This window comes from Winogradskyella sp. A3E31 (assembly GCF_046720935.1).
In the GTDB taxonomy this organism is placed as follows: Bacteria; Bacteroidota; Bacteroidia; order Flavobacteriales; family Flavobacteriaceae; genus Winogradskyella.
In genome coordinates, this window is the sequence record NZ_JBHNWH010000010.1 from 1 (window position 1) to 13255 (window position 13255).

Annotated in this window: 11 protein-coding genes; 7 read left to right on the plus strand and 4 right to left on the minus strand. The window is 34.8% G+C overall.

All coding sequences use genetic code 11. The annotated features are described in order from the left end of the window. Positions 1-201: 201 nt before the first annotated feature. The gene (locus ACFEMA_RS12670; protein ID WP_411768581.1) at positions 202-1092 is read left to right on the plus strand and encodes a FecR family protein; all 891 of its coding nucleotides are present in this window, start codon (positions 202-204) and stop codon (positions 1090-1092) included. 82 nt (positions 1093-1174) lie between these two features. Continuing rightward, the gene (locus tag ACFEMA_RS12675) at positions 1175-3403 is read left to right on the plus strand and encodes a TonB-dependent receptor plug domain-containing protein (RefSeq protein ID WP_411768582.1); all 2229 of its coding nucleotides are present in this window, start codon (positions 1175-1177) and stop codon (positions 3401-3403) included. Between the two features lie 54 nt (positions 3404-3457). Here the strand turns inward: ACFEMA_RS12675 and ACFEMA_RS12680 are convergent, their stop codons facing one another. The 3 genes from ACFEMA_RS12680 to ACFEMA_RS12690 all read right to left on the minus strand — a co-directional run bounded on the left by ACFEMA_RS12680 (position 3458) and on the right by ACFEMA_RS12690 (position 6009). Then, positions 3458-4045: a porin family protein gene (locus ACFEMA_RS12680; RefSeq protein WP_411768583.1), complete on the minus strand. Its 588-nt coding sequence runs from the start codon at positions 4043-4045 to the stop codon at positions 3458-3460. 33 nt (positions 4046-4078) lie between these two features. After that, a complete protein-coding gene (locus ACFEMA_RS12685) occupies positions 4079-4849 on the minus strand; it encodes a membrane metalloprotease (protein WP_411768584.1) in 771 nt (256 codons plus the stop codon). Positions 4850-4956: 107 nt separating this feature from the next. Continuing rightward, the gene (locus ACFEMA_RS12690) at positions 4957-6009 is read right to left on the minus strand and encodes a hypothetical protein (RefSeq protein ID WP_411768585.1); all 1053 of its coding nucleotides are present in this window, start codon (positions 6007-6009) and stop codon (positions 4957-4959) included. A 311-nt stretch (positions 6010-6320) separates the two neighbouring features. Here ACFEMA_RS12690 and ACFEMA_RS12695 point away from each other — a divergent pair, with 311 nt between their 5' ends. The 4 genes from ACFEMA_RS12695 to ACFEMA_RS12710 are packed head-to-tail and all read left to right on the plus strand — an operon-like array spanning position 6321 to position 10931. After that, positions 6321-6836: an RNA polymerase sigma factor gene (locus tag ACFEMA_RS12695; RefSeq protein WP_411768586.1), complete on the plus strand. Its 516-nt coding sequence runs from the start codon at positions 6321-6323 to the stop codon at positions 6834-6836. Between the two features lie 60 nt (positions 6837-6896). Beyond that, positions 6897-7814: a FecR family protein gene (locus ACFEMA_RS12700; protein WP_411768587.1), complete on the plus strand. Its 918-nt coding sequence runs from the start codon at positions 6897-6899 to the stop codon at positions 7812-7814. Next, entirely contained in the window at positions 7807-10347 is a 2541-nt protein-coding gene (locus tag ACFEMA_RS12705; RefSeq protein ID WP_411768588.1) for a TonB-dependent receptor, read from the plus strand. Before ACFEMA_RS12700 ends, ACFEMA_RS12705 begins: the two co-directional genes overlap by 8 nt. Before the next feature lie 47 nt (positions 10348-10394). Continuing rightward, positions 10395-10931: a YfiT family bacillithiol transferase gene (locus ACFEMA_RS12710; protein WP_411768589.1), complete on the plus strand. Its 537-nt coding sequence runs from the start codon at positions 10395-10397 to the stop codon at positions 10929-10931. A gap of 1 nt (position 10932) precedes the next feature. On the opposite strand, the gene argS is transcribed toward ACFEMA_RS12710, so the two are convergent. Beyond that, on the minus strand, positions 10933-12714 hold the full coding sequence (gene argS / locus ACFEMA_RS12715) for an arginine--tRNA ligase (RefSeq protein ID WP_411768590.1): 1782 nt from the start codon (positions 12712-12714) through the stop codon (positions 10933-10935). A 120-nt stretch (positions 12715-12834) separates the two neighbouring features. Here argS and ACFEMA_RS12720 point away from each other — a divergent pair, with 120 nt between their 5' ends. After that, positions 12835-13200 carry a bleomycin resistance protein gene (locus ACFEMA_RS12720; protein WP_411768591.1) on the plus strand — a complete coding sequence of 122 codons (366 nt, stop codon included), beginning with the start codon at positions 12835-12837 and terminating at the stop codon, positions 13198-13200. The last annotated feature ends 55 nt before the right edge of the window (positions 13201-13255 follow it).

Here is a 13255-nt window from a genome sequence, read left to right on the forward strand (position 1 = left end):
AAGTGAGAAGTGAGAAGTGAGAAGTGAGAAGTGAGAAGTGAGAAGTGAGAAGTGAGAAGTGAGAAGTGAGAAGTGAGAAGTGAGAAGTGAGAAGTTTATGATACAAATTTTAAACTTTATACATTCAAGCTTTTAAACTTTATACTGAAGTTAGGTAGGAGTTTTTTAACCTCAACTGTTATATAAGTAATAGGAGTAAAAATGAATAAAGAAACACTCATAAAAAAATGGTTAGACCATGACCTAAGTCCTGAAGAACAAAAGGCTTTTGAAGCTCTTGATGATTCTAAGGATTTAGTAGCGCTCTCAAATACCTTAAAAGGATTTGAGGCACCTAACTATGACCTCACCTCAGAGTTAAATGTGCTTAATTCTAAATTAAAAGCCAAGCCAAAAACGAATTGGATACGTCCACTACTAAAAATAGCCGCCATATTAGCCATTGGCTTTAGTGTGTTTTATGTAACTACAAATTTAGATACCAATGTCAGTACGGAATTGGCAGCTAAAACCATCACTACTCTGCCTGATGCTTCAACCGTAAACCTAAATGCCGAATCTACCCTTACATATAATAAAAACAACTGGTCTAAAACAAGAGAAGTTCATCTTAACGGAGAAGGCTTTTTTAAAGTGGCTAAAGGCTCAAAATTCGAAGTCATTACAGACGCAGGTAAAGTAGCAGTTTTAGGTACTGAATTCAATGTAAAGCATCGTGAAAATTACTTTGAAGTGACTTGCTATGAAGGATTGGTTGCTGTAACACATAATAATAAAACCGTAAAATTATCTCCAGGTTTACGCTTTGCTATCGTTGATGGGAAAATAATTACTAATGAAAAAGAAACCCAATTGCTACCAAGTTGGATGGCTCAAGAAAGCCATTTTGAGAGTCGTCCACTTAAATTTGTTCTCAATGAGCTAGAACGACAATACGGTGTTCGTGTTACTGTCGAAAACGTTAATGATGAGGCAATGTTTTCTGGAAGTTTCACTCACGATGATTTAGAATTGGCATTAAAATCCATTACCTTACCCTTGCAATTGGATTTTAAAATAACCAACTCAGAGATTATCATTACAGGTGAATAGTTTAAAAAAAAGCCTTCTGCTGCTCATTTTTTTTAAGCTTTCGTTAGTAGCCTTTTCTCAAGACACTAGCGAAAAACTACCCTTGACCTCCATTTTAAAAATTGTTGAAGAACAATTTGATGTTCGTTTTTCTTACGGTGACTCTACGGTTGCAAACATAACTATTACCCCACCCAGTAAAGATTTCTCGTTAAAGCAAACACTCAACTACTTATCACAACACACTAATTTAATCTTCAATGATCTTAGCGGGCGTTTTATTTCTATTGAGCCTAACGATCCTAAGCCGTCTAAGCCTGAATATAATTTGCAAACATTAGATGAAGTTGTCATTCAAAACTTCTTATCCAAAGGGATTTCTAAAAATATAAACGGGGATATCGAAATAGTTCCACAAGACTTTGAAATATTGCCAGGACTCATTGAACCAGATATTTTACAAACCATACAATCATTGCCTGGCATTGTCAGTTCTGATGAATTGATTTCAAATATTACCATGAGAGGTGGCACCAATGACCAAAATCTGATACTATACGAAGGAATGCGCATGTACCAAACAGGTCATTTTTTTGGTTTAATTTCAGCCTTTAATCCTTATTTAACAGAAACCGTAAACGTCACCAAAAATGGTACTCGTGCTAAATATGGCTCTGGTGTATCTGGGCTAATACATATAGAAAACTCAAGCGAACGTGCTTCTCAGTTTACTGCTGGTGCAGGACTAAATTTATTGAGTGCAGATGGTTTTGCTAAAATTCCAGTAACAACTAAGTCTGAACTTCAGGTCTCAGCTAGGCGTTCATTTACCGATGCTTTAGTTTCACCAACTTATGATGCTTATTTTGAAAGAATATTTAGTGATTCTGAACTTAATTCAACTAGAAAATTATCAGAAAATGACAACTTTTATTTCTACGATTTTAGCACAAAATATATATACGACATCAACCCTAACACAAAACTAAAAGCTAACTTTATATCCATACACAATAGCCTAAACTACGACCAAACCACCATAGATTCTAATAACGAAACAGAATCAACCCGAAGCGAATTAGACCAAACGAGTTTTGCAGGTGGTCTTTCATTTAGTACTAGGTTTAATAAAAGTACAGAAGGTTCAGCCCAGATTTATTTTTCAAATTATGAGCTCAATGGGTTTAACAATGTCGTTGAGGCTGGTCAGTTATTGATTCAACGAAATCGTGTTGAAGACCTTGGGATTCGGTTTGATGTCTTAAAAGCCTTAGACAAAAATCTTAATCTTAATACGGGGTATCAGCTTAATGAAGTTGGTGTTACTAATCTCGAAGACGTCAATGAACCACGTTTTAGAAGTTTAATTAAAGAAGTCTTGCGAACTCATGCTATTTATTCTGAAGCAGAGTTTACTTCAAATTCAAAAAACACTTATTTAAGAATTGGACTGAGAGGTAATTATATTGAAAAGTTTGAAGACATCTTCTTTGAGCCACGCTTATCTATTAATCAGAAATTTTTAAACCATTTTAGAGCTGAATTTTTAGCAGAAACCAAACATCAATCCATCACTCAGATTATAGATTTACAGCAAGATTTCTTCGGTATTGAAAAACGTCGTTGGCAATTATCCAATACTAATGATGCTGACGAAGTTCCAGTAGTACAAGGGTCTCAGGTGTCATTCGGGTTAAATTATAATAACAAAGGTTGGCTTATTGGCGCCGAAGGCTATATAAAAACCGTGGACGGCATCAACTCGAGGTCACAAGGATTTCAGAACCAATTTCAATTTGAAACGGATACTGGGTTTTATAAAATAAAAGGTGTTGAAATGCTTCTACAGAAAAGAGCAGGTGACTTCAGCACGTGGTTAAGTTATACCTATAGTAAAAATGACTATGAATTTGAAAATTTTAATCAAGGGCAATCATTCGCTAATAACTTAGATATTACACATGTCGTCAACACCTCATTATCTTATAACTTAAAAAACTTTAGAGTTGCTGCTGGTCTTAATTGGCACTCAGGGAGACCATATACCACACCATTACAAAATCAAGACCCGGACACGCGTGGCATTGAGTATGCGTCGCCAAACAACCAAAGACTTGAAGATTACTTACGATTAGATGTTTCTGCATCTCATCAATTTGATCTCAGCGATAACTCAAAAATTGAAATTGGCCTTTCTATCTGGAATTTAACCAACACCACTAACATTATCAATCGCTATTACACGTTAAACGACAATGATGAAGTCATTGAAAACGTCAACACGGCTTTAAAATTGACACCGAACTTTAGTTGCCGTATTCATTTTAATTAAAAAAGGCTTCCTAAATGTAGAAGCCTTTTTCTTGTATTAATCATCTAGGTACATTTAAAAATCAAACCCAATATAAAACTGCCATACTCTGTTTTTTGGGCTGCCTTCGTCATAAATATCTCCTAGCCCTAAATGGTACCTCGCTCCAAGACTCACACCTGAAACGGTTTTAAAACCACCACCAAAGTTGACTCCAAAGTCGAAACTGTTTGGATCGAATTCGGATTCGCCTTCAAATAAAGAACCTTCAAATTCCTCTTTATGAGAAATGGCCAATCCTATCTGAGGCCCTGCTTCAAGGAAAAAATTGCTACTCAAGTACCCTTTAAGCATTATCGGTAAATTGATATAATTCAATTTTTGGGTAAAGGTACTGTTGCCGCTTTCTACTTTATAGCCTTGCTGCGAGTACTGTATTTCTGGCTGAATGGAAATGTTCTCATTTAAAAAGGATTCGCCATACAAACCAATATGAAAGCTGCTTCGTTGACCAGTTTCTCCTTCTCCATCAAAACTTACTGCGGCTAGATTATAACCACCTTTAAGTCCTGCATTAGATTTTCTTTTTGTTGTCCCGTCTTGTGCGTTTAAGGATAAAATTAACCCCAAACTCATTGCTATTGTTATAAGTGTTGTTTTCATTTTGTTTTAAATTTAAGTTAATTGTCATTATTTTTATTTCCCCCCATTTGCCTGAAGATCCGCAATACACTGAGAATCGAGTTGCGGCACATTACCCCCAGATACCATTTCCGTCGCACCGGCACCGGTTTCTGCAGCAAAGTACATTAAACAAGATTCTACATCACAATGCTTTGGGTTTTCCTCATCCTCATGGTCACTTTGTAAAGGAGCACCCAAATTGGTGAGTCCTAAAATATGCCCAAATTCATGATGTATAACCGTGGATTCCAAAACTGTTTGACTTGGTTGAAACGTCCCCCCAGAAAGATCATCGATGCTTTCTTCGTAAATTACAAATGATGTATTTCTGTAGGCTGTTCCTAATGTCAACTCATTATCGGAATTACCATCGGCTTCTCCATCTGCAAAAAATGCCCAGATAGCCACCTGATTGTCCGTATTATATTTTGTTCTATTAGCGGATTCTATATCGGCTATTTCTTGGGTTGTATATGGCGACAACCCTGGAGAAGGAATGGATCTCGCTTCTACAGTAATGCCTCCTGGTTTAAATGTTCTATCTTCTAAAAATGAAACAAAGTTACTTACTGCTGTTTGTGTGGGCTGAAATCCCTCAACATAGACCAACTCAATAACGATGCTGGTATAGGTGATGTCTGAAAGTAAATCGTTGGATGAACTCCCGGTCGGCTGTAAATTTGCGGACATATCCACTCCGCCAGAGCCGTCATTATTAGAATCATCCTCTGAACAGGATACACTTACAAAAACAATTAACAATAAGATCAGTACTTTTTTCATTCTTTTTTTATTTTAAATTTTTAGTATGCGAACAGCCGCCTTTGGGTGGGGCAGCCGTTCTAACATAACTAAATTATAGGTTAACTATGTAAATATTAATAGGTATTTTAGATTTGGGTTAACACTAATGTTACTGCTGCATCTGTTGTACTTACTAATTCTATAGAAGTACTACTAAAGCTTGTTACTTCCCAAGTTTGGTTCAACAATTCAAAACTTGCTGAATTTTCAAACTGTAAACTCAAGAATACTTCAGTTTCAGATGTGACTTCGTATGTTCCTTCTACATCTTCTATCAACGCATTTACATTGTTTTCTGCTCTTACAGTTAAGTCATTTGAGAAATCAATAGTAAACTCTACATAATCATTTGCAGTATCAACACCTGTATTGATAAACGATTCTACTCTAAACATACCATCTACTAGAATTTCTTCTAAAGCATCAGCATTTTCTTCAGCTTCATCCATTTCATCTTCAGTAAAGGTACAGTCATCAATACTAGCTTGTAGTTCTGAGTCACCATCTATACTTGCTGTTGTTCCGTTACTAAATTCAACCGAAATTGGGTAGTTTACAGAAAACAATTCATCATTACCTAGGTTACTCATATACGTAAATAATTGCTCTTCAGATTCAAATACAACACTTCCTGTTTGTTCAGCATTAATGTTATACGTTAAAATAGTCATAGGAAACTCAACATCTAAACAAGAAATAGCATCTTCACCAGCGGCTTCAGCCTCCTCACATGCATCAATAAGTGCATCATATTCGCCTTGAGAATTAACAACAACTTCCGTATAATTACTTGTCATTACTGTTAATGGAAATTGTAATATTACCTGATCATCATCAGTATTAAATTCTCCTAAAATATCTAGTACAATATCTAAATCAGATTCACTGATTACTGTTACTTGTGTTCCGTTTACTACTGCTGTAACAGGTAACAAAACGGATGTACATGCATTACCATCTAAAAAGTCATCAAAAGATCCATCGAACATTGAAGAACGTTCTAAATTACTTTTGGTTACGGAATCAACTCCGTTTGTATTAGGCTCATCTCCGAATGTATTGTCTTCTTCTTTTTGACAAGAGGTAAAACTAAGTAGTCCTATTAAGGTCAATCCTAAAATGTGTTTTAAAGTTTTCATAATTTCAATTTTAATTTGGGTTATATTTTGTTTTAAAATGAATAGCGAGTTTTTCGCCTTTCTATTAGTAAGACAACCATCTTTTAGTTTACCCTACCCTGATTTTAATTTTTTTTTCAAAAAACAACCTCAAATAAACCGTAACACTAATAAATACGTATAAACTATAGAAATAGTTTATATACAAAAATGAAGATTAGAATAAAAAGTAGTAACTCATTTTGCTTTAAATTTTGAATGTATTACGATGAAATCCTCATCTTTTCTTATAATTTTAACCCTTATAAATAGTAAAACGTCAATTTAAATTTATGGGAGACACCCAAAACAATCTTTGTGAGGAAGTTACCTTTAATAGCTTTTATAAAACCCACGCCCAAGGTGCTACTAATTTTGCCTTTTACAAATGTGGAGATAGGGACGGTGCTTTGGATTTGGTACAAGATGCTTTTTCTAAAATATGGGAAAACTGTTCTAAAATAGATTTTGAAAAGGCAAAGACGTATCTATTTACAACCGTTAATAATTTATTCCTTAATAAGGTAAAGCACGAAAAGGTTGTTCTAAATTATGCCAAGGCATCTCCTTATAATGATACCAATAATCAAAATCCGGAATATCTTTTACAGGAAGAAGAGTTCAAAAAAAAACTGCAACATGCCATTTCGGATTTAACAGATGCCCAACGCGAGGTATTTTTACTTAATCGTATCGATGGGAAAAAATATAGGGAAATTGCAGAATTGTTAGATATTTCTCAAAAAGCAGTGGAAAAACGAATGTCTGGAGCTTTAAAAAGTCTAAGGGAAAAAATTGATGGTATTTAATTTATATATTAAGGTAGGGTAAACTAAAGTAGAGTTGTCTTATTTACAGAAGCATAGATCATGAAAAACGAAAAAGACATATTAAAATGGTTCAACAATGAGCTTTCTGAACAAGAAATTAACGACTTAAAGCAGTCTGAAGATATTTCTACTTTAGATAAGATTGCCCATTATTCCCAACAGCTTCAAGCCCCAAGAATTGATGTTGAACGTGCTTTAAATGAATTTAAAGCCAAACACGCTACAGAGAAAAAAGAAACAAAGGTTATTCCTCTTAATTTTAAATCGTTTTTACGAGTTGCAGCTATTTTAATTGTAGCATTAGGTGCATCGTATTTTGCGTTCTTTAATAACGAGAAATCATTTTCTACGGATTATGCCGAAACCCAAACCTTAAACTTACCAGACAATTCTGAAGTGATATTAAATGCAGCTTCGGAATTAGCTTTCAATAAAAGAACATGGGAAGATAATAGAGACGTTATTTTAGATGGAGAAGCTTATTTTAAAGTCAGTAAAGGGCAAACCTTTAGTGTTAATACCGATGCAGGAATTGTAAAAGTACTGGGCACACAGTTTAATGTTAAGGAGCGTGATGGTTATTTTGAAGTACAATGCTTTGAAGGCTTGGTAAGCGTAACACATAATAATGAAACTGTAAAATTACCTATCGGGAATCGCTTTAGGGTTATTGACGGAATTGTGAGTGTTTCTTCTGATTTAGCTGATGCAGAACCGTCTTGGTTACTTAAAGAGTCGAGTTTTGATGCTGTTCCACTGAAACAAGTGATTGATGAATTAGAACGCCAATACGGTTTAAAAATTAAGCCTGAAGGTATTGACACTTCTCAATTGTTTACAGGTAGTTTTACCCATGACAATAAAAACACGGCACTACAATCGGTTACGGTGCCTTTACAATTAAGTTATAAAATTGATGGTAATTCAGTAACACTGTACACGTACAACGGTGAATAGACTAATACTTTACATATTTTTTTTTATATGCAGCGTTGGGTTTTCCCAAGGCAAAGGGAAAGAAATTCCATTACAAGAGTTTATTGAACTCACCGAAGCTAAATTCTCAGTAAAATTTTCGTACGCTGTTGAAGACGTAAACACTTTAAAAATCCTCTTACCAAAAGAGGATATGTCATTGTCTGAAACGATCACCTATCTCAATAAAAGGACACTTTTAAATTTTGAGATTATAGATGAGCGTTATATTACGGTTTCAGCCTTGAATAAAAGAATTGATGCTTGTGGACAAATTCTTATTTCACAAGACAAAAGCCCACTTTTGGGTGTAAATATCATCGTTGAAAACACCTCAACTGGTGCCGTATCTGATGCTGAAGGGTATTTTAGACTAAATAATATCCCTAAAAATGCGCAACTCATTATTTCATATATAGGATTTGAAACTAAAATTATAGCGGCTAAGGATTTGTTTTCGCCAGATGGCAACTGCTTTGAATTGGTTTTAGAAGAAGACACAGAAGAACTGAATGAAATTCTGATCACCAAATTTTTAACTACAGGTTTAGAAAAACGAATTGATGGAAGTACAGTTTTAAATACTGAAGTCTTTGGGATCTTACCAGGGCTTATAGAACCGGACATCTTACAGTCTATACAGGTATTGCCTGGTGTAGAAAGTGCAGATGAAAGTATTGCCAATATTAACGTAAGAGGCGGCACTAACGATCAAAACCTGATTCTATGGGATGGTATTAAAATGTACCACTCAGGTCATTTTTTCGGATTGATTTCGGCGTACAACCCTAATCTAACTAATAAAGTCATTGTTAGTAAAAATGGCACGAGTAGTGAGTTTAGTGATGGAGTGTCCAGTACCATTAATATTTTCACAAAGGATGAAATTAACCAGGACATTAAGGGAGGTGCTGGATTGAATTTAATTAGTGGGGATGCATTTTTAGAAATTCCGGTGTCATCACAATTAGCCCTTCATATTTCGGGGAGACGTTCATTTACCGATGCTTTTACCACTCCGACTTATGACAATTATTTTGAACGTAGCTTTCAGGACAGTGATATCAATACCAATAGCGAATCCATAAATAATAGCAGTACAGATTCAGACTTTTCATTTTATGATTATACAGCAAAAGTATTATTCGACTTAAATGAGAACCATAGTTTTAGAGCAAATGTCATTCAGATTAAAAACAATCTCGATTATAGTGAGCAAATTACTACTGAAGACAATTCAACAACCTCAAGAACCAGTAATCTTCAGCAAGAGAATCTGGGTGTTGGTGCGCATTGGAATTCAAAATGGTCTAAGAGATGGAGTTCTCACTTCATAGCCTATTATTCTAATTACAATGTTGATGCTACTGATACTCGCATTGAAACTGACCAGCAAGTCACCCAAACCAATGATGTTTTGGATACGGGTTTAAAACTGAATGTCAATTATAATTTGAAACCTCACCTTAATTTGTTGATGGGTTATCAACTCAATGAAACGGGTATTTTAAATGAAACCACTGTTAGCAACCCTGCTTTTGGAAGAACAAAAAAAGATGTACTCATTAATCATTCACTATTTACAGAAGCAGAATATAATAAAGGGAACACCTACTTCAGAATTGGTGTGAGAGGTAATTATTTTCAAAAGTTTGAAAAATTCTTAGTAGAGCCACGATTGAATATCAGACAAAAATTATCTGAACAATTTGCGTTAAAATTAGAGGGGGAGTTTAAAAATCAGTCTGCAACACAAAGAATAGATTTTCAGGATGACTTTTTGGGAGTGGAAAATCGCCGATGGGTTTTAGCCGACAATAATGAAATACCTATCTCTACCAGCAAACAAGGCTCTTTTGGCATTGGTTACACTAAAAATAATTTTAATATCGATGTGACTTCGTTTTATAAGGAGGTCGATGGTATTACAGCGTCAAATCAAGGGTTTTACAACAATTTTCAATTCAGAAGTGCTACTGGAAGTTATACGGCAAAAGGCTTAGAGTTTTTAGCCAACAAAACCGCTTTAAACTATAGTGCTTATCTAAGCTACACCTACAGTACTAATGATTATACATTTGAAGCCTTTACACCAAGTAGCTTTCCAAATAATGTAGACATAAGGCACTCCGTTAATTTAGGCTTTAATTACGATATTTTAGAACGTTTAAAGGTCGCCATTGGCGGTCAGTGGCGTTCGGGAAGACCTTATACCATTCCTGTTGAAGGGAATGAAACCGTACAAGATGGTAATACTACATTTGTAAACTATGATTCTCCAAATGGTGAAAATCTCGACCCTTTTATGAGACTCGATGCCTCACTGAGTTATGACTTTAAATTATCCTCAAATATTAATGCGTCATTAAAAGCAGGAGTCTTAAATGTCACCAATGAGAGAAATACCATTATCCGGTATTACGAAGTGGATCCAAATGATGACCAAAATGCTATCGAGATTGAAAATAGATCCTTGGGCTTTACTCCAAACCTTAGTTTTAGGGTGCGCTTCTAGTTCATCTTTCAATTTGAAGTATCTTTATTTTCAAAAAAATCACACTCATGGATGATCTCTATAGTTTGAAATACCCTATCGGGGAATTCAAAAAACCTGAAACAATATCAGACACACATCTTAATGAATGGATTACAGATATTGAAACTTTACCTAAATCAGTTATCGGATTAACTGAAAATCTTAATGAAACTGAATTAAATTACAACTATCGTCCAGATGGGTGGACTATTAAACAAGTCGTGCATCATTTAGCCGATAGCCACATCAATAGCATAATCCGTTTTAAATTGGCAATGACAGAAAATGTACCGACCATTAGACCTTATTTTGAAGATAGGTGGGCAACATTGATAGATTACGAACACCCTATAGACACTTCCGTTTCAATTATATCTGGTGTACATTCAAAATTGGGGGTTCTATTAAGAAGTTTTTCAGAAGAAGATTTAAAAAAAGAATTTATTCATCCAGAACATGGTAAAAGATTTTCGATTGAAGAAACCATTGGCATGTATGCCTGGCATAGCAATCATCATTTAGCTCATATAAAACAGGCACTAAAATATAAAGGTCAGTTCTAAATTACATTTGTTCTGGGACATCAATCCCTAAAATACTAAATGCATTTTTTATAGTTGTTGCCACTACTCTAGACAAATCAACCCTAAATGATTTTTCAATTTCTGAATCTGCCCCTAGAATGGACACATTTTGATAGAAGGAATTAAAGTCTTTAACCAAATCATACGTGTAATTTGCAACCAAAGCCGGACTGTGTTGTTCTGCTGCATTTTGAATGACTTCAGGGAACTGTTCCAACTGTTTGATGAGTTGTTTTTCTTTATCGTGTAGAGATACTTCTACTGAACTCGGTATAACATTATCTAGACTTGCTTTTCTAAGAATAGATTGAATTCTCGCATAAGTATATTGAATAAACGGCCCCGTGTTGCCTTGGAAATCGATAGATTCTTTAGGATCGAAAAGGATTCGTTTCTTAGGATCTACCTTTAAGATATAATATTTTAATGCGCCTAAGCCGATAGTTTTGTAGAGCTGTTCTTTCTCATCTTCACTATAATCATCAAGTTTTCCTAATTCTTTAGATATGGATTCAGCAGTATCTGCCATTTCTTTAATAAGATCATCTGCATCGACTACCGTTCCTTCTCTACTCTTCATTTTTCCGCTTGGCAAATCCACCATTCCATAACTTAAATGAAATAGATTTTCAGCCCAATCAAAACCTAATTTTTTTAAAATAAGAAACAAGACCTTAAAGTGATAATCTTGCTCATTAGCCACGGTATAGACCATTCCTCCTACATCTGGGTAATCCTTTATACGCTGAATGGCAGTACCGATATCTTGGGTCATGTATACCGCTGTACCATCACTACGAAGTACAATTTTTTCGTCAAGTCCATCCTCGGTTAAATCACACCAAACAGAACCATCATCTTTCTTATAAAACACATCAGATCTAAGACCTTCTGCAATAAACTCTTTCCCTAAAAGGTATGTTTGACTCTCATAATAATACTTATCAAAATCTACACCGATATTTGTATAGGTTTCTTCAAACCCTTCATACACCCAACCGTTCATTTTTTCCCATAGTGCAACCACATCTTTATCACCAGCTTCCCATTTTCGGAGCATTTCTTGGGCTTCCAATAAAATCGGGGCTTGTTTTTTAGCTTCATCTTCAGTTAACCCATCATCCATTAATTTAGAGACTTCAGATTTATAGACTTTATCAAATTCTACATAGTAATTTCCGACCAGTTTATCGCCTTTCAACCCTGTAGATTCTGGTGTTTCACCATCGCCAAAGCGTTGCCAAGCCAACATGCTCTTGCAAATATGTATACCTCTGTCATTTATAATTTGTGTTTTATACACTCTCTTCCCTGAAGCTTTTATGATCTCAGAAACACTATAGCCTAATAGTACATTTCTAACATGACCAAGATGCAAGGGTTTATTAGAGTTAGGCGAAGAATATTCAACCATTATTGCCTTATCACCCTTTTCTGGGGTTTTAAAACCATAATGCTCATTGTTTTTTATTGCATTAAAAAAACTGATATAGTAATCATCACTGATTTCGATATTCAAAAAGCCCTTTACAACATTAAAAGCCTTGACTTCATCAACATTATCGACTAAATATTGTCCTAGAGCCTCCCCAATAGCAGCAGGATTTCCTTTTTTAACACGTAACATAGGGAAAACAACAACCGTGATATCACCTGCAAACTCTTTACGTGTTGCTTGAAATTCTACAGTATCTAATTCTAAATTATAAAGGGAATTAAAAGCTGCTTTAACTTTATGCTCTAAGGTGTTTTGAAGATTCATCTATCGTTACTTTACCGTCTAATCCATTGTTACTAAACGCCTGCAAAGATAATGGTTTTATTGTTTTATTAAGATTTACTAAGCCTATTATTCGTTAACTTACGGGATTAAATTCCCAAAATGAAACGACAAAAACATTTAATACGAGGCATCCCCGTATTGGCATCTTTAAATATCGATAGAACTGTAAAATTTTATCAAGAAAAATTAGGATTTAATCGTATTGGCTATCAAGATGAAAATTATGCAGTGATTGCAAGAGACGAATTCATTGTTCACTTCTGGAAGTGCGATAATAAAATTCACCCAGAAAACACAAGCTGTTATGTTGACGTTACCGATATTGATGGACTTTATTCAGAATTAAAACAATTTGATGTGATCCATCCCAACGGAAAATTGGAAGATAAACCTTATGGCATGCGCGAATTTGCAATTTTGGATTTAGACGGAAATCTTATAAAATTTGGACAAGACATTGAATAATGAAGTATGTACCGTTTATCGACAAAAGTGCATTTTCCCTATTTTTTTTGCTCTT